We start from the raw sequence: 24,616 nt of genomic DNA, 5'->3' as shown, positions 1-24,616 counted from the left end.
ACGTTAGTTTGCGCAGATTTTTCATACAAATACACGCTAATGTGTTCATTTTATTGAAGAAGAAAAACTATAATCCAAGCAAATCATTAGTTTGAACACTAATGATTGTTTTATTTAAAAGGATGTATACCTAAGGAACGAAAAAGAGAAGTTTGACGACATTGGCCTGAGCTTAAAGGGTAATACTTTCGATACAGAACCTGTCGAACGACCATTACTTGGCCTAGGTGCCCTACTCTTCTTGCCAAATTAAGTTTCTTGAGAGCGCTTAGGTATATCAGAAAAAGGAAGTACATATGTCTGACTCAAATTGGCTCAGCGAATTCCCGGAAATGGATGCCTCTGATCTCAGGGCGATTCGCAAAACACTCGACGGCGCCTACAGAGATTTCTCTCGCGAGTATGGTGAACTCATTGAGTCTCTGTTTGATCCACTCCTTGCGTTTCTTGTCTGGTTTGAAAAACTTCTGATTTCTACACCTTGGTTCATTATTTTAGGTGTCTGCACCACTCTCGTTTATGCCGCCAGCCGCTCTTGGAAACTGGCCGCTGCATGTTTTGGTTCGCTGATTCTGATTGGCTATTTTGGAATGTGGGAAGACACTATGCGTACGCTCAGTATCATCACTGTATGTACTATGCTTGCCATCGCACTTGGTATCCCTATAGGCATCGCTATGGCGCGCTCTAATCGCATTCAGTCGGTGGTAACACCATTACTCGACGTCATGCAAACCATGCCGGCATTTGTGTATCTCATTCCAGTTGTGATGTTATTGGGCATCGGGAAAATTCCTGGCCTTATCGCAGTAGTGATCTACGCGATTCCACCGGTTATTCGTTTAACCAATTTGGGCATTCGTCTAGTTGATAAAGAAGTATTGGAAGCCGCAACCGCATTTGGTGCCAGCACTCGGCAACGGCTTTTTGGGGTTCAGCTTCCGCTTGCAATGCCAACCATCATGGCGGGAATTAACCAAACGATCATGATGGCACTGTCAATGGTGGTCATCGCATCAATGATTGGGGTAAAAGGTTTAGGTCAGCCTGTTCTAAAGTCTATTACCAATCAATATTTCACTCTTGGTCTTCTCAATGGTTTAGCAATTGTCGCCCTAGCAATCCTTTTTGATCGTGCTTCACAAGCGTATGCGAAACGCACTCAAGCTCATTTAGGAGACTCAAAACATGACTAGTCCACTTATCGAAATCAGCGGTCTGTATAAAATCTTCGGTACCAGACCCAATAGCGTGATTGAGCGCGTTAAGTTGGGACATAGTAAAGAGCAGGTTTTAACGGAAACGGGCCACACGGTCGGACTAAAAGACATCAACCTGCAAATTCAAAAGGGTGAAATTTTTGTCATTATGGGATTATCCGGTTCTGGAAAATCCACCATGATTCGCCACTTCAACCGATTAATCGATCCAACCATGGGGCAGATTTTGGTAGAAGGGGTGGATGTCATGCAACTTTCGAACAAAGAGCTTGAACAGTTTCGCCGTCACAAGATGTCTATGGTGTTCCAGCGCTTTGGTTTGCTGCCTCATCGCACTGTTATCGACAACATCGCATATGGTTTGGAAGTTCAGGGAATGAATAAAGAGGCGCGCTTAGAAAAAGCAAATGAATGGTTAGAAACCGTTGGACTGACGGGTTATAAGCACCAGTATCCTGCTCAACTATCGGGTGGACAGCAACAGCGTGTGGGCCTTGCACGGGCACTGGCTACCGACGCCGAAATACTGTTGATGGACGAGGCTTTTTCAGCATTGGACCCTCTGATTCGGAGCGAAATGCAAGATCAGTTGGTAGAGCTGCAACAGAAGCTGCACAAAACCATTATTTTCATTACTCATGATTTAGATGAAGCGCTTCGACTTGGCGATCGCATCGCGATTCTTAAAGACGGTGAACTTGTCCAACAAGGTTCACCAGACGAAATCTTACTGCATCCTGCCGATGAGTACGTTGAAGCCTTTGTAAAAGACGTCAATAGAGCGCGAGCACTGACGGTCGAAACGCTGATGCAGCCACCTTCGTACTGTGTTCGCGCTGAAACCATTGAAGATGCGCTGAGTGAAATGAAACGTGTTAAACGTGATTATGCCTACCATGAGACCAATGCAGGCTATCAAGGCGTGATAACACAGCAAGGATTGCTAAACGCAGCGAAGTTAACTCACCTATCAGATTGGCGTGATGATATCTATGAAGAGGTGCCTATCATCTCTCCACATTTAGCCATTGAGCAAGTGCTGACTGAAGTCATGTCGTGTGAATATTCACTGCCCGTCATCGATAAGCACGGCAATTTGAAAGGCGAATTAAATCGTCAGGTTATTGCGGAGCTGTTTTCTGATCAACGAAGCACAAAACGAGGCACTTCACGCTCAAGCTTCAATAACGTTTCTTAGATGATGTTGATAATACAACTCACAATAATGTGGGCTGTTATCAATTAACTCGCTCCCACTCCCCTTTTAGATATTTGTCTGTGGGCTCAAGCTTGATACCCAAAGCAACATTTACATTGTTCTGATTTTCCTGACAATTTCATGCTCATATCCGGTTTTATTGACATAGTTAGATCATTCTATTGCTTTTTGATGACGCAAATCCTCGATAAATGTCTACTATTACTCTCATACAAAATCTTGATTTAAAGAGGGATAAAATGAAAAAGACAATGTTGGCACTAACAGGCGCGGTAATCATTCTTGCAGGCTGTCAAGATGAGAAACCTGCCGAAACAAGCGCAGTTGAAGTACCTCAGGCAACGGAAACTGAAGTCACCACCAGTGCAGACGTTACGACTGAGACAATTGACACGTTACCAGTAGAAGAAGAACAGGTAATTACTGAAGAGACATTTGTAGACTCTGAACACAACGCACAAAGTGCTCTGGACTGGAACGGCACCTACAAAGGAACACTACCTTGCGCGGATTGTGCTGGTATCGATATGACCATCACACTAAATCAAGATGGCACTTACGTACTTGAAGAAAGCTACCAAGACAAAGAAGACGGTCAATCAAAATCTGAAGGTCAATTCACTTGGGACGCAAATGGCAGCATCGTAACGTTGACAAATGAAGATGCACCAAACCAATACTTTGTTGGTGAAAACGTACTTATGAAGCTAGACATGAATGGCGAAAAAGTAACGGGTGACCTAGCACCACTATACAACTTAACGAAACAGTAAGAAGTTAGTATCAATACCTGATAAATATCCCAAATCCGAGCCACCCCAGCTCGGATTTTTTGTTATTTTAACGAACGCTATTCCAGCAACCTTTCTATTCTGAAGCAACATTCCGCTTCTTACCCTGATTATTCATTACATTTCCATACGCTTTGCCGATAGATGCTTACAACATCATTTTGTACAGTGTTCAAAACAAAACAGAACAACTCGGAAAAATGATGAAAAAAACATTAATTGCACTACTTACTTTGACAGCTGCTGGCTCAGCTTTCGCTGGCGATACTTACATTCGTAACGGTAATATCTACAACAACGAAGGCGGTTGGAACGTAGAAGCTGGTGTGGCTCAAGGCAGCGATCTTTTCAAAGATCAAAAGCATAATACAGCACCAATTCTCAACGGTGGTTACCATGGTGACGACTTTAATGCCGACCTAAGTGGCATTAACTACCGCTTCTTCGGTAACACCAATGAGTTAATCAACATGAGTGCCTACCTTGTAGGTAGCGGTGTAATGCGCGACGGTGATACAGCGAAAAGCCTGAAAGGCACAGATAAACGCCGTTTCGCCGTCGATCTAGGTTTAAACGCAGACTTTACACTGGATCAAAACAACGTCATTTCTACGTACCTTCAGCACGATATCAGTGGTGCTTATAAAGGTTACTTAGCGGGCGCGACTTACTTCCACATCATGAAATTCGGTAGTGTTGATTTTGTTCCTTTTGCTAACCTAACTTATCAAAGTGAAGACTACGTAGATTACTACTTTGGTGTAAAACAACGCGAAGCAAACGCAAACCGCAAAGCATACAAAGGTGATTCAACGGTAAGCTATGGTGTGGGCTACAAACTTGTTATGCCAATCAACGACAACTGGCAAGTAAGCCAAATGACACAATACACGCGCCTAGGCAGCGGTATCAGCGACTCTTCTATCGTTGATAGTGCAAACCAATGGGTTGTTGGCGCAAGTGTGTCGTACAACTTCTAATCCGATACGCCCTTATAAAGCCATCATTTCGATGGCTTTATGCGTTGGACATTTGCATAATCTTGAACACAGACTCTAGTGTGAATGAGCAATCCATAACCTATGTAAGTCGCTATAGCCTGTATTCTTCACCTGCACACCTCGCACTTGCTGTGTTTTTGTCACTTCTTCGTAGCCAACAAACAAAGGCAAATATAGGTACTGATCGCGCAGCGCTTTCTCTAGGTTTAATAAAGACTGTAGCGAGTGATCATCTGCCATCGCCCTGCGAACCTTTTCTCTATGGCTTAACATCTGGCTTTGATCAAAAAAACTAAAACGCAGTCCAGTTGCTATCGACAGCCATTCGAAGATGCCATATTCAAATGGTGCTTCCATGACTTCCTCAATGAAGAGCAAATCTGCTTGGTGAGACACTACCTCAGGAAAACTAATGTCATCAATAACGACGATCTCCAACTCCAATCCCGTTGCACGAATCACACTGTGCAACCATTCGGAATGGCGAATTAGACTCGGTATCGTCCAAACAGGTTCAGCTAATACCACTTTACCTTTCAGTTTAGGTATCACACCACCATCTGTTATTGATAAATCTTGCTCATGAGTCTCTAACTGAATGCTGTCAACGGCACTTGGCGCATCATAAATTCGCTTTTGCACATGGATGTAATCAGCGAGTTGATACCAGGTCTCTTTTGTGAGTTGGGATTCCACGCGTTCGCGGTAGGTCAGATATGAAAATGCGCTAATTTTTTCCACTTCAACGTGATCGGAGCTTTGGTTAAAGCTCAACATATTTAAGGTTTTAACATCACCATGAGACAGCGTTATTTGATCTAACAATGCGCGTGCTGAAAAATACTCTTTGTGCGCTTCAAGAGTCATACTCTCCTGGTTCCAGCCGCTGATTTTAAATGGCCCAGTCCCTATGTGGTAGGAATAACTAGAACCGAAAGAGACGACATCTCGACACAGAATAGACGCATGAGGAGTTGCTAGCATGTATGGAAACAACTTGTTCGGATGCTTCAATATAATTTTTAAGCAGTTAGATGTTTCTGCAACCACGCTATCAATGCATTGCCAGAGCTCGTGAACTGGTCCTTTTATCTCCCTAAGTCTTTCTATACTCCAAACCACATCCTGTATGTTAAGGGGCTCGCCATCATGGCGATATATGCCTGGCCGCAACCATAACGTCATTACCTTGCCTTCCATTTTCCATTCGTGTGCTAACGATGGCTCGATACCACCATTGGAATTTTGGGTCAGCAATACGTCATAAACGCTTTTCGCGACGTGTAATTCAGTGTGACGGTAAGTATTCGCAGGGTCGATTTTGGATACCCAAGGGTAAGAAGAAATCAAAATAGCGTTATTTGATTCATTCAATCGATTCACTTTTTCAGAAGCGATGGTTAGTGCTCTAACCGCGGTTTGACCGAACCAATCAATAAGTTTCGTTATTGAGTTCATTCTTCCTCTGCCAAGCTCCTCAACCAAAAACTCGGTCATCGCTTGTTGGAGGGAAATATTAATACTGAGACGGCTAGCGTTACTTCGGCCAATCGCAGGTTGCCAATCGACCCAATCGTAAGTGGCAAGCTTTTTCATCACAATAGAAACATTGCGCCTCGACGTGCAAATCACCGCTTCTAGCTCAGAAAGCGTAACAAGGTGATACTGGTGAGGTTCAAAGTGCTTTAACAGTAGATCCAGATACCTAAGATTGACATCGTTCACAAAGATTCCTAAGAGTTATTCCAAAGCAAAAAAATAGCACAGGACGCTTAGCAACTAAACTTCCTGTGCTATATCTAAACAAATTCAAAGCTTGGACTCAGCTCGACCAACAGAAGTCAAAAACGTTTACTAAGCCAAGAGGTAACTTGAATAAGTATTCTTAGAAACGGTAGCTCATACCTACAGAGAATACATTGATGTCTGCATCAACCGTTACTTTTTCATTGCCAAATTTCGCAATGTCTAGCTCAGGCATCATGTATTCCCATTCAACTTGTAGAGCAAAGCTTTCAGTAATAGCGAACTCTGCGCCTAAACCGTACATGCCTGTTACAGTGCTGTCAGAAATGGTGGTATGGCCTGCGCTACCGTCAATCACAGAGTTGCTAATTTTGAATTCAGCATTGAAGTAAGAAAGACCAGCTTTAGCAAAAAGGTTGAAACGATCGCCAATCGGTAGAGTCGCTTTTGGCTGAATCGATAGATACTTCATATCACCAACAGTAACAACTTTGCCGTCTAAAGCATCGTAGCCACCAATGGCTGCTTCTAGAGAAATGTATTCGTTGAATTTGTAACCACCGAATACTTTGCCTGAAAGGCTTGAGTCATCTTCAAGTTTAAGTTTAGTGCTAGCGTTAGTACCACCACCATTGATAGAGCCATTAACATCACCAAACGATGCTTGACCTACAGATGCACCAACGTAAGGAGCTGCGTTTGCAACAGAACATGTTGCTAGAAGGGCTGTCATTAGCCATGTTTTTTTAAACATTGTATTTCACTGCCTGTTAATTATTGAGGTTGTGTTTTGCCCATCCTTAAGCATGCCATGCTATCCATTTCACTTGGTTTCAAAACCAAGTGGATGTTAATGAATAAAAACTCAATAAAACATGAAATATTTAGACACAACTTTGCCACTTTCTTTCTTAATTTTGACAATTTAGTCATTTCACAAGCATTGCTGCTTCAACCAGTTAGTGAGTTTGATGATTTCCGTTTGCTTGGCTCTACTCTTTTTATGAATAAAATAAAAGCTGTCGCCGGTTTCCAATCCATGAGAAGGGATGTACACCAAATCGTGCGCTTTATCTCTTTCATTGAGCATAAAATCATTCGCAAATGCGATGCCTTGGTCATAACGCGCCGCCTCTATTGCCAACAACATATGACTAAAATGTTGAACATCGACATCTTTCGGCAAGGTGTAACCGCCCGCTCTGCACCACTCAGCCCAATCTTTTCCTCTCTCTCGATAAATTGAGTCTGTCGACAAAATAGGGTATCGCCAAAGCGCTTCTGGAATAGGTTGATCTTGCAACTCTTTCCAAATTTTATGGCTGCAGACCGGATACAACGTCTCCGCGTATAACTTTACCGACATGTAGTTTCGCTTTGGCTTCTCTACCGTGATAAAACAATCGCCAACGCTGTCTGTCTGTTCAGGATCACCAACGACCATATTGAGTGTCAGATCGATTTCTGGATGTAAGCGCTTAAAATCAGACAAACGCGGAATAAGCCACTTTACGGCAAGCGAGCTATAAATCGCCAACCGTATGCTGCCTTTGTCCCCTTCTCGCACCTTTTGGCTGGCCATCGCAATTGAGCTAATTGCTGGGCTGATATCCTCTAAATAGCGGGTGCCCGTATCGGACAAAGAGAGCTTTCTGCCTTGACGGATAAATAATGATTCACCCAAATAATCTTCTAATAATCGTATCTGGTGGCTAACGGCACTTTGCGTCACATTGAGTTCTTCAGCAGCAAGCGAAAAGCTAGAGTTTCTGGCAACAGATTCAAAACAGTGAACCGCTCTGAGTGGTGGCAATTTCATTATCTAAAAATCTCATACTTAAACTAATAAATATCACTTCACTTCATCCTATGACATCACCTACTCTTTGGCAAAGAAAGAGGAGAGGAAAAAGTGAAAGTTACATCGGTCGGAGCAGCGATGCTGCTATTAATTGTTGGAAATCTCATTGCGGTGCTTTCGGACTCTTTAATTAAAAGTGTCGGAAATGAAGTGCCTATTTTTCAATTTGTCTTTTTCCGACAAATTTCAGCGGTGCTTTTCCTGCTGCCAGTCTACTTGCTAACAAAAAATGCGCCTTTTCTTGAAGGGTTTAAGTGGCATGCTGTTCGCGCTCACGTATGGTTACTTGGTGCAATATTCATGGTTTTGGCGATCTCATCTTTACCGCTCGCAACTGCGAACGCGATCTTTTACGCCGCGCCATTGATCATGTTGCCGCTTGCAGCAATCTTTTTTGGAGAACAGTTGTCTAAGCAATCGGTCGCCGCAGCGATAATGGGCTTTGCCGGTGTATTGGTCATCATTCGTCCAGACCAAATCGATTGGGCAGCCATTTCAGCTTTAGTTGTTGCAATTACTTTAGCAATCAATAACTTGCTCATTCGAAAACTGCCAAAAAATCAGTCTGTGATGCAAACGTTATTGATGACAAACTTGGCAGGTATTCCAGTAGCCTTCTTGCTTGTTCTGATCGAAGCAGAACCTTGGGACTGGAGTGCTTTCCCTGTTGCTGCTGGCTCAAGTCTGTTCATCATGATTTATGCAGCAACATGTGTCATCGCTTACCGCTCGATCGATAGCAACAAAATTGCCAGCGCTGAATACAGTGGCTTAATTGGTGCCGTGTTTGTGGGATTGATTTGGTTTGGAGAAGTGCCAGACATATTTATGGCAATAGGAACCATTATGATTGTTGTGCCTCTGGTTTGGCTTTCTAAACGAGAACGTCGTAAGAAAAAGTTGCAAGAGCAACAAGAAGCGCACGTTACTTAAAGTTGTGCTCTAACCCAAAGACTAAAAAACCGAGCCGTAAGTGCTCGGTTTTTTTATGTGGCTCTAATCGGTTTTTACGTAAGCGACTACGTGAGATAAAAACTGCCTTGCAAAGCGATCATTAAACCGGATACGATATTCATGCTCGGCTTCCGACACTAGACGCCAGCCTTCAGCAAAGTATTCTTTGATATCATCAACCGCCTCTTCTTTATTGTTGATGTGTTTCGCGTTCCACTGATAAGTGCAAGAGACAACGATCAGCCCACCCACCTTGGTGGTTTTTTTTAGAGCATTGATCACGCTAAGTGGCGACTCACATTGATCAATCACATTTAAACATACGACTAAATCAAAGCGAGATTGGAGAGTATCGAGCTCAAAAGGCTGGTTAATTAGCGTCAAATCAACATGAGCACATTTCTGTACGATATCTCTATTCTCTACCTCTAAAGTGTTTAAGGTGTTCACATCGTGAAGGTAAGTAAGCTCGACGCATTGTTCTTCTATTAATAGTTGCTTCAAGCCATCCATTAACCTATTTGAAGGCTCCACAAGCGTCGCTTCTTTAAGGTTAGGTAAGCGTTGCACTAACTCATAATAATTTCTTCCCAGCGCCGCCCCAACCTCAAGTAGGGAACACGGCTGAACGCTGATTTCGATTACCGCCTGCGCAATAAAATCAGCAACTTGGGAGCAGTGAGGTGATGACAAAAAAGAAAGTGGGACTTGTTTTGAGCGACTGGTTATCATCTCAATCTGTTGATCCTCAATGAACTTGTCGAACCATTGAGCTTCGAAATAACCAGCCAGACCGTGCTCGGTCAGGTAAAAATCTTCCATGTTTTTTCCGTTCGTACTTTTAGAAAAGTGATTGTATCGAACGCGGAAATTAACGGGTATTTCTGGCCGCACATTCCAATGGGAAAACAGATGAAAACGCCGCTTATGTGAAAAAGCCCTTTCATCTCAAAGATAAAAGGGCTTGTTAATCGCTTCGGTTAAGTCGCTAACTATTGTGGTAGAACAACGTTACCATCTTGAATTGGGAACGTTTTTGTCGCTGGCTTGCTCGCCAAACGAACCGTCGTTGGTGCACCTGAAACTTCGTAAGTGACGTCGTAACCCACTACTTTATCAGATGTCGTATATTCTGTATGACACTGTTTTTTCGTCGTTGTTACTACATCACCTTTTTGCACATTCTCCTGGATCTTACGACCTGTCAGTGCACCAGCAATCGTACCAGCTGCAGTTGCAATCACTTTACCTGAGCCACCACCGATTTGGTTGCCCAGCGCTGCTCCAGCTGCTGCGCCACCAACCGTACCAATAATTTTATTGTCATCCGCAGGGGCAACTTGCTCGGTTACTACCACGTCTTTACATACTTGGTGCGGCTTTTTCACCGTTTCAGTCACCGCTTCAACCAAAGTAATGTTTGCTTGAGTTGGAGCTGGTGGCGTTTTGTCTTTACAGCCTGCTAGTACAGCAACAACTGCCGTTGCAATTGCGATAGATTTCATATTCATGATTTACATCCCAGTATGGTTTGCTTTGATGAGCGTTATGGTAAATCGCAAAAGGGAAATCACATCAGACGAAAACAAACCCTCTGTTATTAACAAGTAAAGAAACACTGTTTTATAAGAGATACGTCAAGAAACACTCAGCAGAATGTCAACAGAGCTAAAACTGTATCACTACTGATTATGATTGGGCTGGACTAGTCTATGAGATTTATTTTTAAGCCAAGCTCAAAAATAGTTCGTCATCCGTTAAATACTTATGACGGTGGCTTAGATTACGCACGTGCATAAACATAAAATCAGGGAAACCAGGCGCTATAATGTTATTTGGTTCCCAGCATACACCGCCAACAAACACATATCGCCCCTGCTTGCCATCTTCGTGAAGGGGGTTATTAAGAGGAGAAGAAAACTCTGCTCGGCAACCTTCAACCACACAAACAATTTGTCCTTTAAAAAGGCCAATCACGCGCTTTACAAGATTTGCCTTGATACCACACTTCCATGCTTGGCGAGTGGCCATCTCATAGCCATATTTTCGGATCGCTTTCTTTTGCAAATGTACTACTAGGTTCATTTTGACTCCTGATTCAAGCAACTACGTGAAGCCCAAAGTCATAAAAGCAGATAGACGTCTATACCCGAGTGAGCTCATGGTACGTGGGAATAAACTACGTGATTAGACTGAGTTTAGTGTCGGATGAGATACACCGTCCACGATGCTGTAACGTATCGATTTACACCAATCAAAGGCAGATAACACATCAACTTTTGAGTGCTTTCCTGCGCTGTATCTGGTTACTTCTGTATATTACTATAACGAAATCACCCTCCACGTTTACCTATATAAATTTGTCGTAACGATAGAGGGTGCTTATCATGGAGAGAGGATAACGCCTACGCGTCGATGAGATAATTTTGACCTTCAGTTTCTAAACGATCAATCATTTTACGACACTCATTTAAATCAAGAGGTTGTTCAAAGCGGCGCTTGAGATTCATCAAAAAGAAGATATCTTCACACATGGCTTTCTCAGGTTCGTCACTGATTTTGGCGACCGGTGAACCATTGCACGTGACCATTTTTATCACGATAGAAAGTGGCTGGTAGGCTTCACCATCTTTATTGACATAATCACCCATATCATTGGCAAGAAAAGTACCGATACCAAAACTCACCTGAATACGTCCTTGGAAATACTCGCAAATATCTAACGCTTGTTCGAAGTTAAGTCCGTCGGTAAACACCAGTGTTTTTGTTAATGGGTCTATATTCAGCGACTGGTAGTGTGCAATCATTTTTTCACCCCAGCTATAAGGGCAACCACTATCGTGACGTACACCGAAGTATGCGTTACTTAGTTCTTCATCAAAGTCTTTAAGGAAAGCATCGATACCAATCGTATCGGTTAACGCAATACCTAGTGCACCATTAAACATTTTTTGCCAACGTTGCAACGCCACTTTTTGCGAATCTCGCACATTCACCAGAGCTTGGTGTCCCATAAACCATTCATGAGCAACGGTGCCGATAGGCGTCAAGTTTAGCTCTTTTGCTAAGTGATAGTTACTTGTTCCTGTCAAACATTCCGGCACTTCCTGGCACAAATATTCCAGCATAGTGCGCTGAGCTTGGAAGGAAAAACGTCGACGCGTCGACATGTCAGAAAATTTAAAGTTAGTGATTTTACGACGTTTTAGTTCCGACTTTAGGTGCCGAACTTTCTCTTCTAAAACAGTGGTAAATTGCGCAACAGGGATATCTGACCAACGCTGACGGCTACGAACTTCAGACACGATACTCATGATGATCGTTTCGTACAAGATGGTATCTCGCCACAAACCGTTAATGGTAATTCTTAACTGGCTTGAGCCATCAGCCATGGCTTTATTATGGAAAGAGACATCACTTTGTGGGTTGAAACGGAAATGGCGCAGTGCATCAACAAAGTCAGGATTCAGGTAAGGCGCGACACGCTTAATATATTCAATTTCTTCTTGCGTAAATTGAATATCTTGCAGTTTAAGGACTTCGGCTTTTACCTCAGGCAAAAGCTCAGAGAGGTCTTCCTCACTGCGCACGATAAACTTATATGACACCATCGCATCAGGGTAAAGCGCTGTTACAGCACTCATCATATTGACTTTGTAGACATCGAAATCCAAAGCGCTTTGAATGATGCGGGAAGAAAATAGTTTGGTGGTCATTAGGTGCCCTTCTACATGCCCTTCCTGGGTATATAACTTTTTGTTACTAACTAATTTGCGTAAACAATAAACACCCATCTATAGTTTGTCAACTTTTGTTACTAACCACTCATTTTTATAAGGTTTTTTTGTCTAGAATTCGAGCAAGCATTGTGAATAAGTCAGAGTCATCCGTAAATTTATGCTCAAACCGTATTACGAACACTACCAAAAACGTTTCTAACAACTCGTTACTTACCCATTGATTGACCACTTGTTATGCGCTAGATTACTTACAAATCAATATTAGGACCCAACCATGATCGTATCTGTCGACATTATTCCATTCAGGCTATCTGGCTGTGCCGATAAGGGATTGGAAGTGTTGTTGATTAAACGTTCAAATCCAAATCGGCCATACCATGGAGTCTGGGCACTACCGGGCGGATTTGTCTTTGATAAAGACTTAACCAGTGAAGGCGGACGCCCGGCCGATGAAAACTTTGAAGCGGCGCGTCGCCGAATTTGCCGTGAGAAAATCCATACCTACCCTCGCCATTTTAGCGAAGCATTTATCGACGGTGATCCAAAGCGCGATCCAGAAGACTGGAGCTTAAACATTACGCACTACGCCTTAGTTGATCGTAACAATGTAGAGCAAATAAATAATGCAGGTGTACCGGAATGCCAACTTAAATGGTTTTCGCTACAGGCTATTCTCAATGGAGAAGAAACCCTCGCATTTGATCATCAAAAAACCATTGAAAAAGCGTGGCAAAAGCTTCGTGCATCCATTGAATACACATCGGTTCTTTTGTTTGCATTAGACAAAGAGTTTTTGGTTGCGGACATCATTTCTGCTTATCAAGAGTTTGGTATTGATATCAGCCGAATGACGATTAAGCGCCGCTTGATAGATTCGGGCGTACTAAAACCCACTAATAAAGTCGCTTCTACCAACAAAGGTAAAGGTGGAAAACCCGCAATGGTATATACGCTGACTAGCGACGAAGTAACCTTTTTTCAAAACTGTTTGCGTGGATAAACGCAGACAATCAGACAGACAAGGAGTCTGCCATGACTGTTCGAGTAAACTATCAAACTACAGCAGTGATCGACGTTGATCCAGAGAAAGGCTTTAGTGAGTTATGTCCAAATGAACTGCCCGTTGCAGGTGCGTTGGAAATCGTACCGGAGCTTCTGAGTAATCATGCCAAAGGCCGATTAAAACTGGTCAGTCGTGACTTACACCCACCAAAAGCAAAGTGGGATGCAGAATCGCCATCCAATATGCTTGAGCCCGTTGGTTTACCGAATGTGGATATAAAGTGGAACCGTCACTGTGTGCTTGGCACAACAGGCGCTGAACTGCTAGATGGTTTACCACCCGTGTTGGACTACGATTTTCAAGTTAATAAAGGCATGGATCCTGATGCGCACCCTTACGGTATTTTTTTCCATGATATTGCCGACACCAGAACGACAGGCGCGCATGAATTTCTAAAGTTCAACGGGATTGATACCTTAGTTATCGGTGGCCTTGCCTTAGACTTTTGTGTGAAAAAATCCGTCATGCAAGCGCTGGAACTTGGCTACAATGTGGTAGTTAATCTTGCTTCAACTCGTGCGGTGCTGCCTGATAATGTAGAGAATGTGCTGACAGAGCTCAGAGATAATGGCGCATTATTTGTCGAAAAAGCGGACGACATCATCGTAGAAAAGTTCGCTTAGAAACGATAGTAACCGAGAAGGATTTCACCATGCATCAACATGAAAAATTGAATTACGTTGAATTTGGTTCCACTAATGTCAGTGCGACCAAACAATTTTTTGAGCGTGCTTTTGACTGGAGCTTTACCGATTATGGTCCAGAATATTCTGCATTTTCAGGACAAGGGTTGGATGGCGGATTCTTCAAATCTGAGTTTATAAACCAAACCGCAAATGGTGGCGCACTTTTAGTATTTTATAGCTCAGACATTCAGGCCACTCAGACAAAAGTAGAGCAGCATGGTGGAAAAATTATCCGCCCTATTTTCGAATTCCCCGGCGGCTGTCGATTCCACTTCACTGAACCGAGTGGAAATGAATTCGCAGTATGGTCAGAGAGCCATTAAGTCATCACAAATCAACAACACACTATCAACGTGATCCCAAGCTAGCCAGATCCGGAACTGGCATTACATTTCTGGTTGACCTCATCCTTGGTTTAATTCACTGTTAGCGCAACAATTAATCGATGAGGCGCTAGACCTCGACCAAGGATGTCAAATGACTGCCGTCAGTTTTTTTCGCTTACTCTGCCTCGCTGCTATTTGGGGTGGCTCGTTTCTGTTTATGCGAGTCGCCGCCAACACATTCGGGCCGGCTTACTTAATCGAATTTCGAGTTACATTTGCCGCCGTCGCTTTGTTATTGATCGCCGTATATTTGAAGAAGAAACTCACGTTAACTGCGCATACTAAACACTTCTTTATTATTGGCTTATTCAATAGCGCAGTTCCATTTTTACTCTTTGCGTACGCAGCCCAGACACTGAATGCATCAACTTTAGCAATATTGAACTCAACCGCCCCAATATGGGGAGCACTAGTTGGCTTTGTTTGGTACCGCAGCCCACTCACAGCGAAATCTGTTCTCGGTATGCTAATAGGCATAGGAGGCGTTGCAGTCTTGGTCGGCTTAGATACTTCAACCATAGGTGAAGAAGCCATGCTCCCTATTGCCGCCAGTTTGATGGCTTCTTTCAGCTATGGCATTGCTACCAACTACACTAAAAATGCGCCACAAGTACCTGCTTTTGACAATGCTCACGGCAGCATGTGGGCGGCGGTTATTTGGGTACTGCCGCTGCTACCATTCTTACCAATGCGTGCAGAACCAAGTCATTTCGAATGGAGCTCTGTTGTCACGCTCGGCGTTGTATGCACAGGGTTCGCTTATTTGCTCTATTTCCGCTTAGTTTCTGATATCGGCCCAGCGTCAGCACTGACTGTCACTTTTCTTGTTCCTGTTTTTGGTATCTTATGGGGCTACTTGGTGCTAGATGAGCCCGTCGGCTCTAACACCATCATAGGAACAATTCTAGTGCTTAGCGGCACTATGCTAGTCACCGGTTTCTCCCCAACAGCAATGCTCGCGAAGCGAAAACGAAGCGTGGCTTAATCAGCCTAATATAACTTCCACACCTCGCTTTTTGATTTGTTCAAGGTCGCTTTTCGGAGCGGCTTTGTCAGTCAGCAGCACTGATATTTCGTCAGTCTTACCAATTGATGAGGGATAAATTTGCCCAAATTTACTAGAATCCGTTAGAACAATATTGCGCCTTTTTTTCGCAATGATGGTTTCTGCGATCTCAGCGCGCATCATGTCGCGGCTAGTAAAGCCAGTGTCTTGATGGAAGCCGTCAATACCCAAGAAGGCCGTGCTGAAATGAATGTTCTCAATACACAACTTAGTCAGCGGTCCGACCAAGCTCTCGCCTTGGTGCTGATACACGCCACCAAGCAAGATAATGTTGGCAGAAGTGTTACGGATGAGATGGGCGATATACGCCGATGGCGTAATGATGGTCACATCGCCGCGCTCAGCCAATGTCCGAGCCAACAACGCATTGGCACTGCCTCCTTCAATCAGCACTGTCTCATTCGATGCGACCAAATCCGCAGCTTGGTTTGCGAGCGATTGTTTAATATCGAAACGTACTTCTAGGCGGGCATCAATGTCATCACTTTGCAACGCGGTAGCTGCGCCGTGAACGCGCTTTAGGTAGCCCTGTTGCTCCAGAAAGTTCAAATCCTGTCTGATGGTCACACCCGACACGCCAATGATATCAGAAAGCTCCGTGACTTGAACGCGTTTACGGTCGTTCACTAATTGCAGGATTTCATTTTGTCTTGGGTTCACAGGTTCGCTCCTTATTGATGGGCTTACAGTATACTCACCTGATGTTTCATATGAAAAGAAATTGAAAGTAAAAAGGAAAAAACGCGAGGTCTGATTAGCCAAGCTGTACCTTGCGAATATCGCTCCCATCAACAGATAATAGGGCAACGAAAATGGGATGGAAGAAGAGGGGTTAACTCCCTACATCCCAACAACGATAGAGACTAGGATCAAAGTAATGGAAGAAATTTACTTCGCAGGCGGCTGCCTTTGGGGCGTGCAAGAATTTATGCGCCACCTTCCGGGCGTAATCAACACAGAAGCCGGGCGAGCAAATGGCACAACGGATAACACTCAATCCGAATACGATGGCTACGCAGAGTGCGTGAAAACCCAGTTCGATGCTGAGCAAGTTTCGGTTGAAACTTTAATGGGGTATTTGTTTGAGATAATCGACCCTTACAGCGTTAACAAGCAAGGTGAAGACGTAGGTGAGAAGTACCGTACTGGTGTTTATAGCCAAAACGAACAGCATCTCACCATCGCGAAAGCGTTTATCGCAGCACGACCGGACGCCGACAAGATCGCCGTAGAAGTACTGCCACTCACAAATTATGTGCCAAGTGATGATGAGCACCAAGACAGACTCACAAACTTTCCGAATGATTACTGCCACATCCCATTAGATTTACTACATAAATACAGGGATAACTCGTAACCATTCAGTCAGCATCGCTTTAAAAGGCAAGATGCATATCAGTTTAAATCGATGCCTTCCACTAATGACAATGTCATTTCTGCCGCCGATATTTCCTTACAACCCGACGAGTTTTGTCCGCACCACAACGGTGTGAATTCATCTCGGTTTTGCTTTTCCATAAGCGCTCTTAGTTGAGCCATTTCAATGGAGGCGTATGGGAATTTCGGCGCAAACTCACTGATGTAGCCTAGCTCCGACATCGCGCGATTCACAATGCCTCTCGCTGGTCGGCCCGAGAAAACATTGGTCACAGCGGTATGTTGCGCGCGTTCACTGGCAATGGCATATCGATGTAAAGACGATGTTTTCGCCTCATCACACAACAAATAGGCGCTGCCAACTTGAACGGCACTCGCTCCTAATCTCAACGCGGCTTCCACCCCACTTCTATCAGCGATTCCGCCTGCAGCAATAACAGGCAAATTCACCCGTTTGGCGATTTGTGGTAATAACGCCATCAAACTTAATTGAGTAGTTAAATCATCCGATAAAAACATACCTCGGTGTCCACCAGCCTCCAAGCCTTGGGCGATAATACCGTCAACGCCTTTTGCTTCTAGCCAAAGTGCTTCGTCCACCGTAGTCGCTGACGAAAGGATCTTCCCTCCCCACCCTCTAATTCGAGCTAACAGATCATCGTCTGGCAAACCAAAGTGGAAACTGATCACTGGCGGTGCAAATGGTTCAATCGCGTCAGCAATATCATGATTGAAAGGCATCCTTGTCGGAGCGTTTGGCTGAGCCTGAACGGTTGCATCAACCTCGGAAAAATACGGTTGCAGCGTTTTTTGCCACTTTTCGTGCTTGTTGGCGTCATACTCCGGCATTTCATGGCAAAAGAAATTGAGGTTAAACGGTCGGTTAGTTGCCTGCTTGATAAGTTGAAGTTCTTTTACGATGGCGTCTTTGTTCAGCATTCCACAAGGTAACGAGCCAAGCCCGCCAACATTACTGACGGCTATGGTCATTTGGCTGTCTTGCACACCGGCCATTGGCGCTTGAATAATCGGTAACTCTGTTCCCAAAAGTGTATTAAATACCTTGTTTATCATGCTCTTTCCTTGAAAACTTAACCTTTACCTGTGATGGATCTGCGCCATCGTTATCCAGACTAGACTTTCACATGATTAACCGCTTATAAAGTTAAAGTGATGCATTTGTGCGCTATGCACTTTTGATAGAAATGACAAAGGGAGCCTATGGCTCCCTTAATGTGCTGAATAACAAGAATCAAAGTGACTATCGTACGACATCTGATTCAAGCTCTAGCTCTGCTACAGACAGCATGGCAAACTCTTCCTCGGCGGTTGCTGCCACCAATTTGTTGCGGCTGTATAACCCATAATAAACACCACCGATAAGAAACAATCCCATTGTCATGAAAAAGGCTGAGGGATCAAAAGCATAAACACCTGTCATTGCGATCAAAGAAAGCACCAGAGAAATACTCGAAGTAATTATCCCACCAGGCGTTTTATATGGACGAGTTAATTCCGGCTGTTTAATTCGCAATAAAATATGGCTCAAGGACATTAATGCGTACGATACAGTCGCACCGACAACAGCCATCGCCAAGATTAAGTCCCCCTCACCCGTAAGTGAAACCAAGAACCCAAAAACGCCCGGAACCAAAAGCGCACGAGAAGGCACTTTTTTGTCACTGGTTAATGACAAAGTTTGCGGTAAATAACCCGCGCGGGAAAGCGCAAACACCAAGCGACTGTAACCATAAATGATTGAAAAGAAAGAAGCGATAAGGCCAGCCAATCCAAGTAAGTTCACGGCCATTGCTACCGTTGAATTGCCCGTAAGCTTTAGGGCGTCAACTAATGGCACCGCGCTATCGCCTATGACCTTTGAGCCAACCGCACCAGCCAAAAGGACGACTACGATAGTTGCGGTTAGCAATAAAAACAGCATCGCACCAATGATGCCTTTGGGAACATCTTTTGCCGGATTTTTTGCCTCCTCTGCCGCTAAAGGCACACCTTCAACCGCAAGAAACAACCACATTGCAAATGGCAACGCAGCCCATACGCCATACCACCCAAACGGCAAGATTTCTGTTGCCTGAGCCGTCGCCGGAGCAATATCGAATAAGTTGTTAACATCAAAATGACCAATAAGCACAGCAGCAGTAATTAGAATAGCTAGCACAGCCAAACCGCTGATGACCATCATTACTTTGAGAGCTTCGCCAACCCCTGCCATATGAATAGCGATAAAGACGGCGTAGAAAAGTGCGTAAACAACAGGGCCATCGATACCAACCAATTCATTCACTGCTGAGCCAATAAAAATCACTATCGCAGCAGGCGCGAGCGCATATTCAATCAAAACTGATAAGCCAGTGAAAAAGCCACCTGTCGGCCCCATCGCCTGTCTTGCGAAGCTGTAACCACCACCCGCAGCAGGAATAGCCGCAGACATTTCAGCTAAAGACAATACTAGCGTGAAATACATTACTGCCATCGCGATAGCAGCAATAAGAAAGCCTCCCCATCCTGCTTGAGCGATGCCAAAGTTCCAACCGGCGAAGTCACCAGATATAACATACGAGACACCTAAGCCAGCAAGTAAAATCCAACCTGCGGTGCCTCTTTTTAGCTGCCTTTTGGCCAAGTACTCCTGATGTTTAGACATAGTAAATCCTTCTACTTTGATGAAATTAAAAAGTTGTCGCTGTGTTTATCTTCAACGCTTGCGCCACTTGGCTCATTGATATCGGAGCGATCTTTCAGATTCACTCCTGACAGTTGTAATTTTCGAGCCTCCTTGAGCAAGTAAAATGCGCGTTCACAGGCATCGTCATAGTTGAGCCCCTGGGGACGCACATTGGAAATGCAGTTTCTTTGGGAATCTTTAGAGCCTCGTTTAGCCCCCCAAGTGAGATACATACCCATGCTATCCGGAGAAGTTAGACCGGGTCTCTCTCCAATTAAAACCAGCACGGCCTTGGCGTTAAAACATTCACCAACATCATCCCCTACCGCTACTCTTCCTTGCTTTACGACTGTGATAGGTGCGAATTTCCATTGATGTTCATCATCAGCGCTTAAAAGAGAAATCAATCGAGTAACAACAGGCACGGCATGGTTTTGAATTGCGACGGAAGAAAGTCCATCAGCAATAACAATCGCAAGATCAATGTCAGTGTTATGCTCATTTGCTATCAAGTTGAGCGTTTGCCAAGAAGATTCATCAAGCAGCCTTCCTAGATCGGGCCTTTGCAGGTACATAAGCCGGTCACTCACTTGACTGCTCACTACCACTGGAGGTTCTAAGGTATTTTCAAGAATCGAGTAAGAGTCCGATAAACCAGCAACGAGAGACTCAATATTCAAACTGCAATGCACTGCATCCATAGCTTGGGCATGATCCAGCTGAAATGAGAGTAACTCGTTGGTTGGTACACTGTTTCCGCTGCGACCCAGAGCGATCCGAGCAGAGGTGAAGTCGCGTAACTTGCCCCAAGGGTTGTGTGTGACAACTCCAGACTCATCTTGTGGGGACTGAGCAATGGTGATTACTTTACCCATGAGAATACCCCTTATTCAGTTGGTTAATTGCTCCCGAAAACGAGCGAGAGATTTGCTCACTTAACCGAACGTCTTGCACGCTCTCGAAAATCTGCATCTCCATTAACCATTTTTCAAACTCTGGTGCTGGCTTCAAACCGAGTACTTTTCTTGCGTAAAGGGCATCGTGAAATGAGGTAGTTTGATAGTTGAGCATGATGTCATCAGACCCTGGAATACCCATGATGAACGAGCACTCGGCCACACCTAATAGTGTCAGCAAGTTATCCATGTCATTCTGATCGGCATAGGCATGATTGGTGTAACAGATATCGCAACCCATAGGTAAACCAAGCAACTTCCCACAGAAATGATCTTCAAGCCCAGCACGAATGATCTGTTTGCCATCAAACAGATACTCAGGGCCAATAAACCCAACGACAGTATTAACCAACAAAGGATCGAACTGTTTCGCGACAGCATAAGCGCGGGCTTCACAAGTCTGCTGATCGACCCCATGAAATGCATTCGCAGACAGTGCTGTACCTTGTCCGGTTTCAAAATACATCACATTGTTTCCTACGCTACCTCGATTCAAAGACAACGCGGCTTCATGGGCCTCTTTCAAAATCGACAAGTCGATTCCGAAGGTATCATTCGTCCCTTGCGTGCCGCCTATCGACTGAAAAACAAGATCGACTGGTGCACCCATTTCAATGGCTTCGATCGTGTTCGTGACATGAGTTAACACACAAGACTGAGTCGGTATTTGATAGTGTTGAATCACCTCATCCATTAAGTTCATTAACTTAATAGCTTGAGGTACATTATCTGTTGCCGGATTGATACCGATAACCGCATCGCCATTTCCGTACATCAGACCATCAAAAATGGTCGCTGCGATACCGTTGAGAGAATCAGTGGGATGATTCGGCTGTAAGCGAGTAGACAGGCGACTCGGCAAGCCTATCGTATTCCGAAAAGCCGTGACAACTTGGCATTTTTTAGCAACGAGAATCAAATCCTGGTTGCGCATAATCTTACTGACTGCGGCCACCATTTCTGGTGTTAAACCTTGACGAATTTTAGCCAACGTTTCACCATCGGCTTCTTCACTCAGCAGCCAATTTCGAAAATCTCCAACCGTCAAGTGCTCAATCGGCTTAAAGGCTTCAAGGTCATGCGTATCGATAATTAGGCGAGTGATATCGTCGCTTTCGTATGGAATAACCGCCTCGTTAAGAAAAGTTTTAAGTGGTAACTCAGACAGCGCCATTTGTGCGACTACACGTTCTGCCGCTGACTGAGCACAAACCCCGGCTAACGCATCGCCTGAGCGCTCCGGTGTCGCTTTCGCCATCAAGTCAGCTAATGACTTAAAGGTATAGACTTTACTTCCTTGTTGCCGACGATAAGTTGCCGTCATTGCTCTTCCTCTTCACTATTTGGTTCGCTTTTTGCTGAACTATCAATAAGCTTTAAGAAAGTATTGCCAAATGTGTTCCGTAGCGTTATCAAAAACTGGCAACATTTATAAACCAATAATAAACAATGAGTTATGTAAATACTGCTCCAACATAACTCACAAAAAAGGAATGAGCATCACAAGGATGAGTAACCAAATGCCCCAAACTGCACCAATGCTGTGCATCCATCACACTAAGGATGCAAACCAACAAGCTGCGAGTCTGATAAACTGGCAACAGGAATATGACCAACTCAGCGATGGTCGATTTTTAGGTCAAATTCGAGAACGACGATTTCCCAATTTCCATGTGTTTCGTGAAGACAGTAACCGCTCGCTAAGACAGCAATGCAGGGTTGAAGAGGGAGGTATTTGGTTGGGTTTGAGTGCGGAAAATAAGCCGCTACACCTAAATCACAGTCAGTTTAATTCAAGCCAACTTTTGCTTAGGCAAGGTGGCGCTGATTTTGAGTTAATGACACCGGAGCAGTTTTCTATCTATGGAATAGTGCTCGACAAAAACTTCGTTCACATCATAGAAAATCAACTTGAGCTTGGGAGTATCCAAAACAACACATTTCACTTAACGGGTTTGACGGAAAAACACATTCAACAACTAAAATACTACTTAGGCACGTTACTTGGTTCCGCCGAGCCAAGATGGTCTGAAACCACACATCAAGCAATCTTAAAAGACATTGTGCTGGAGTTGTTCTCACTCAGTTCACTGCACACGAGCCATCCGATATCAATCTCTCATCGTCAACACGTGATGCAGCGTATAAAACAACAGCTACAGGATCTAGACTACCGTACACCAATAACCGTCAGTGAACTGTGTGACGCAGTACACGTCAGTCGTCGCACACTACAGTACACCTTTGAACATTGCTGTAATACTTCCCCAAAGCAGTTCATACATCGAATGCGCCTAAATCAAGTACGTAGAGTGCTACAAAGCCCTGAAGATAATCGAACAATTGCAGAAATCGCTTTTGACTTTGGTTTTTTCCATCTCGGGCAGTTCAGTCAAAGCTACAAGCGGCTATTTGGTGAGACGCCAACTGAAACGAGAAAATGGGAGTCCAGCAAATAAAATGACAGGCAGTATATTCTTTCACATCCTGCGTTGGGGCCATGTTATGCAGTCGCAATGATTTGCTGAAACTTAGCATGAAGCTCTTCAAGTGCCGCTTCAACATCCGGTTCTGCACGGCTCAAGTGCGAGATTAACGTCATAAAATAGCAGTCAAAAATCAGCGGTATTTTTCCCTCAAGGACGGAGCTTCCGTTTACAGATTGAAACAAAGCTTGGTTAAACGACTGATAATAATCCAAATCCCAAATCACCTCTTTCAACAAAGCTCGGCTCAGCTCAACGTTCGCAAAATAGTAGCGATAGTATTTCTCCGTCAGCGCCAAACCAATGTCGATATCGGTTTTACCTTCCACACTGACTAGCGTTTCTTGACTGATCTGTTGCAGTTGCGCCAGCATCCCTTCGCGCAAAATCGACAGTTTAGTCGGGAAATGGCTAAACACTGTGCCATCGGCTACTCCTGCTTCTCTCGCTATCTGCCTTGTGGTCGTCATGTCATAGCCATTTTGAGCAAAAGATGCCCATGCGGCTTTTAGAATTTTATCTCTGGTTTGTTGTCGCTTCGTCATTGATGTGTCTGCTTAATGAGCCTGAAAGGATCATACCTTGCGTGGTTGAGATTGACAAATTGAGCGCGCTCATTTATAAAATTGAGCATGCTCATTTTATATAAATACAAAAGGAATCGCTCATGTACGTATTAAACAAACTAGGCCAAGGATTGATTTTCTTCCCGACCATCTTCTGCTTTTCGTATATTTTAAGACCGATATTAATGGTCATCCTTATTCCAGGAGGACTCGCACTTTTGGCGTTAATCGGTGGCGCAGAAGTCAGAGCGGAACTCAAAGCCATGCTGCTTGAGGAGTTTTTTGGCGTTAGCCCATCGCACACCACCTCGAAAAAGGCGTGAGTGCGCTACAAACGTTGGCAAGGCTAAGTAAAAAAGAAAACGCGCAGATATCGAGATCTCAATACCTGCGCGTAGATGCGGTGAAAATAAGACTGGCTTTAGTCAGTATTCATGTTCTGGCCAATTCGCCATAAAACGCCACTAGGGTCAAACAAACAACATTCGCGCATGCCCCAAGGTTGCTCGACTAGCTCTGTCAAACGCGAACCAAATTCCTCATGACCCACTTTGGATAAGTGCTGATGCCAACTTTCTGCGTCTTCTACGAGCAAGTGCATCATGAAGTTATTGCCGTGTTCTGACTCATAAAAATTCTGTAAAAGAAACGCGCAGCTACCTTGAGAGAAGTATGCTACATCACCGAAGTCCGACGCCATTTCAAAGCCAATCGCCTCATAAAAGCGTTTTGATAGCGCGTAATCTTTCGCCGGAACAAATGATTTGATTTCAACAATATTGAGGTTTTCCATTTCCAATTTCCTAAGCCTT

The 24,616-nt window shown here is 44.2% G+C and carries 26 protein-coding genes; 12 read left to right on the top strand and 14 right to left on the bottom strand.

The window, feature by feature from the left end; translation table 11 throughout:
• Positions 1 to 296: 296 nt before the first annotated feature.
• From R7070_RS00845 to ompV, 4 genes are all read left to right on the top strand, one after another.
• Entirely contained in the window at positions 297 to 1,196 is a 900-nt protein-coding gene (locus R7070_RS00845) for an ABC transporter permease (protein WP_005373926.1), read from the top strand.
• The gene (locus tag R7070_RS00840; protein ID WP_256900364.1) at positions 1,189 to 2,418 is read left to right on the top strand and encodes a glycine betaine/L-proline ABC transporter ATP-binding protein; all 1,230 of its coding nucleotides are present in this window, start codon (positions 1,189 to 1,191) and stop codon (positions 2,416 to 2,418) included. Before R7070_RS00845 ends, R7070_RS00840 begins: the two co-directional genes overlap by 8 nt.
• A gap of 260 nt (positions 2,419 to 2,678) precedes the next feature.
• The gene (locus R7070_RS00835) at positions 2,679 to 3,212 is read left to right on the top strand and encodes a copper resistance protein NlpE (RefSeq protein ID WP_005373930.1); all 534 of its coding nucleotides are present in this window, start codon (positions 2,679 to 2,681) and stop codon (positions 3,210 to 3,212) included.
• Positions 3,213 to 3,433: 221 nt separating this feature from the next.
• Entirely contained in the window at positions 3,434 to 4,210 is a 777-nt protein-coding gene (ompV, locus tag R7070_RS00830) for an outer membrane protein OmpV (protein ID WP_017635134.1), read from the top strand.
• 75 nt (positions 4,211 to 4,285) lie between these two features.
• Here the strand turns inward: ompV and R7070_RS00825 are convergent, their stop codons facing one another.
• The 3 genes from R7070_RS00825 to R7070_RS00815 all read right to left on the bottom strand — a co-directional run bounded on the left by R7070_RS00825 (position 4,286) and on the right by R7070_RS00815 (position 7,796).
• Positions 4,286 to 5,956, bottom strand: a complete 1,671-nt coding sequence (locus R7070_RS00825; RefSeq protein WP_238967305.1) for an ABC transporter substrate-binding protein — start codon at positions 5,954 to 5,956, stop codon at positions 4,286 to 4,288.
• A 160-nt stretch (positions 5,957 to 6,116) separates the two neighbouring features.
• The gene (locus R7070_RS00820; protein WP_206970401.1) at positions 6,117 to 6,731 is read right to left on the bottom strand and encodes an outer membrane beta-barrel protein; all 615 of its coding nucleotides are present in this window, start codon (positions 6,729 to 6,731) and stop codon (positions 6,117 to 6,119) included.
• A 180-nt stretch (positions 6,732 to 6,911) separates the two neighbouring features.
• Positions 6,912 to 7,796: a LysR family transcriptional regulator gene (locus R7070_RS00815; RefSeq protein WP_206970403.1), complete on the bottom strand. Its 885-nt coding sequence runs from the start codon at positions 7,794 to 7,796 to the stop codon at positions 6,912 to 6,914.
• A gap of 93 nt (positions 7,797 to 7,889) precedes the next feature.
• On the opposite strand from R7070_RS00815, the gene R7070_RS00810 reads away from it, so the two are divergent.
• A complete protein-coding gene (locus R7070_RS00810) occupies positions 7,890 to 8,771 on the top strand; it encodes a DMT family transporter (protein WP_005373940.1) in 882 nt (293 codons plus the stop codon).
• Positions 8,772 to 8,834: 63 nt separating this feature from the next.
• On the opposite strand, the gene R7070_RS00805 is transcribed toward R7070_RS00810, so the two are convergent.
• From R7070_RS00805 to pncB, 4 genes are all read right to left on the bottom strand, one after another.
• Positions 8,835 to 9,614 (bottom strand): methyltransferase domain-containing protein, encoded by a 780-nt coding sequence (locus R7070_RS00805; protein WP_206970406.1) that lies wholly within the window; start codon positions 9,612 to 9,614, stop codon positions 8,835 to 8,837.
• A gap of 170 nt (positions 9,615 to 9,784) precedes the next feature.
• Positions 9,785 to 10,303, bottom strand: a complete 519-nt coding sequence (locus R7070_RS00800; RefSeq protein WP_005373945.1) for a glycine zipper 2TM domain-containing protein — start codon at positions 10,301 to 10,303, stop codon at positions 9,785 to 9,787.
• A 214-nt stretch (positions 10,304 to 10,517) separates the two neighbouring features.
• Positions 10,518 to 10,877, bottom strand: a complete 360-nt coding sequence (locus R7070_RS00795; protein WP_033906302.1) for a hypothetical protein — start codon at positions 10,875 to 10,877, stop codon at positions 10,518 to 10,520.
• 320 nt (positions 10,878 to 11,197) lie between these two features.
• On the bottom strand, positions 11,198 to 12,508 hold the full coding sequence (pncB, locus tag R7070_RS00790) for a nicotinate phosphoribosyltransferase (protein ID WP_005373949.1): 1,311 nt from the start codon (positions 12,506 to 12,508) through the stop codon (positions 11,198 to 11,200).
• 298 nt (positions 12,509 to 12,806) lie between these two features.
• On the opposite strand from pncB, the gene R7070_RS00785 reads away from it, so the two are divergent.
• From R7070_RS00785 to R7070_RS00770, 4 genes are all read left to right on the top strand, one after another.
• A complete protein-coding gene (locus tag R7070_RS00785) occupies positions 12,807 to 13,532 on the top strand; it encodes an NUDIX domain-containing protein (protein WP_005373953.1) in 726 nt (241 codons plus the stop codon).
• A gap of 32 nt (positions 13,533 to 13,564) precedes the next feature.
• Positions 13,565 to 14,218: an isochorismatase family protein gene (locus R7070_RS00780; protein ID WP_213903201.1), complete on the top strand. Its 654-nt coding sequence runs from the start codon at positions 13,565 to 13,567 to the stop codon at positions 14,216 to 14,218.
• Between the two features lie 29 nt (positions 14,219 to 14,247).
• Positions 14,248 to 14,604 carry a VOC family protein gene (locus R7070_RS00775; protein WP_042523322.1) on the top strand — a complete coding sequence of 119 codons (357 nt, stop codon included), beginning with the start codon at positions 14,248 to 14,250 and terminating at the stop codon, positions 14,602 to 14,604.
• 154 nt (positions 14,605 to 14,758) lie between these two features.
• The gene (locus R7070_RS00770; protein ID WP_005373960.1) at positions 14,759 to 15,652 is read left to right on the top strand and encodes a DMT family transporter; all 894 of its coding nucleotides are present in this window, start codon (positions 14,759 to 14,761) and stop codon (positions 15,650 to 15,652) included.
• On the opposite strand, the gene R7070_RS00765 is transcribed toward R7070_RS00770, so the two are convergent.
• Positions 15,653 to 16,393, bottom strand: coding sequence for a DNA-binding transcriptional regulator YciT (locus tag R7070_RS00765; RefSeq protein ID WP_054865466.1), 741 nt, complete (start codon positions 16,391 to 16,393; stop codon positions 15,653 to 15,655).
• A 217-nt stretch (positions 16,394 to 16,610) separates the two neighbouring features.
• Here R7070_RS00765 and R7070_RS00760 point away from each other — a divergent pair, with 217 nt between their 5' ends.
• Positions 16,611 to 17,090 (top strand): peptide-methionine (S)-S-oxide reductase, encoded by a 480-nt coding sequence (locus R7070_RS00760; protein WP_005388723.1) that lies wholly within the window; start codon positions 16,611 to 16,613, stop codon positions 17,088 to 17,090.
• 38 nt (positions 17,091 to 17,128) lie between these two features.
• Here the strand turns inward: R7070_RS00760 and R7070_RS00755 are convergent, their stop codons facing one another.
• The 4 genes from R7070_RS00755 to R7070_RS00740 all read right to left on the bottom strand — a co-directional run bounded on the left by R7070_RS00755 (position 17,129) and on the right by R7070_RS00740 (position 22,076).
• Positions 17,129 to 18,184: an NAD(P)H-dependent flavin oxidoreductase gene (locus R7070_RS00755; protein ID WP_042523324.1), complete on the bottom strand. Its 1,056-nt coding sequence runs from the start codon at positions 18,182 to 18,184 to the stop codon at positions 17,129 to 17,131.
• A 187-nt stretch (positions 18,185 to 18,371) separates the two neighbouring features.
• Complete coding sequence (gene eat, locus R7070_RS00750) at positions 18,372 to 19,775, bottom strand: ethanolamine permease (protein WP_149192166.1); 1,404 nt, start codon at positions 19,773 to 19,775, stop codon at positions 18,372 to 18,374.
• 11 nt (positions 19,776 to 19,786) lie between these two features.
• Positions 19,787 to 20,671, bottom strand: a complete 885-nt coding sequence (gene eutC, locus R7070_RS00745; protein WP_238844260.1) for an ethanolamine ammonia-lyase subunit EutC — start codon at positions 20,669 to 20,671, stop codon at positions 19,787 to 19,789.
• Positions 20,664 to 22,076 (bottom strand): ethanolamine ammonia-lyase subunit EutB, encoded by a 1,413-nt coding sequence (locus tag R7070_RS00740; RefSeq protein ID WP_025768012.1) that lies wholly within the window; start codon positions 22,074 to 22,076, stop codon positions 20,664 to 20,666. The genes eutC and R7070_RS00740 overlap by 8 nt, the downstream gene beginning before the upstream one ends.
• Before the next feature lie 184 nt (positions 22,077 to 22,260).
• Here R7070_RS00740 and R7070_RS00735 point away from each other — a divergent pair, with 184 nt between their 5' ends.
• Positions 22,261 to 23,211: a helix-turn-helix domain-containing protein gene (locus R7070_RS00735; protein ID WP_031781237.1), complete on the top strand. Its 951-nt coding sequence runs from the start codon at positions 22,261 to 22,263 to the stop codon at positions 23,209 to 23,211.
• Between the two features lie 44 nt (positions 23,212 to 23,255).
• Here R7070_RS00735 and R7070_RS00730 read toward each other — a convergent pair whose 3' ends face one another.
• Positions 23,256 to 23,783, bottom strand: a complete 528-nt coding sequence (locus R7070_RS00730) for a TetR/AcrR family transcriptional regulator (protein WP_005373975.1) — start codon at positions 23,781 to 23,783, stop codon at positions 23,256 to 23,258.
• 122 nt (positions 23,784 to 23,905) lie between these two features.
• Here R7070_RS00730 and R7070_RS00725 point away from each other — a divergent pair, with 122 nt between their 5' ends.
• Positions 23,906 to 24,127, top strand: coding sequence for a hypothetical protein (locus tag R7070_RS00725; RefSeq protein WP_017635120.1), 222 nt, complete (start codon positions 23,906 to 23,908; stop codon positions 24,125 to 24,127).
• 98 nt (positions 24,128 to 24,225) lie between these two features.
• On the opposite strand, the gene R7070_RS00720 is transcribed toward R7070_RS00725, so the two are convergent.
• Positions 24,226 to 24,597 carry a VOC family protein gene (locus tag R7070_RS00720; RefSeq protein WP_054865462.1) on the bottom strand — a complete coding sequence of 124 codons (372 nt, stop codon included), beginning with the start codon at positions 24,595 to 24,597 and terminating at the stop codon, positions 24,226 to 24,228.
• Positions 24,598 to 24,616 lie beyond the last annotated feature (19 nt).

This window comes from Vibrio sp. 1557, assembly GCF_033340175.1.
GTDB classification, from domain to species: domain Bacteria; phylum Pseudomonadota; class Gammaproteobacteria; order Enterobacterales; family Vibrionaceae; genus Vibrio; species Vibrio alginolyticus.
The sequence above is the reverse complement of the archived record's forward strand: the minus strand, read 5'-3'. Positions and strand labels throughout refer to the sequence as shown.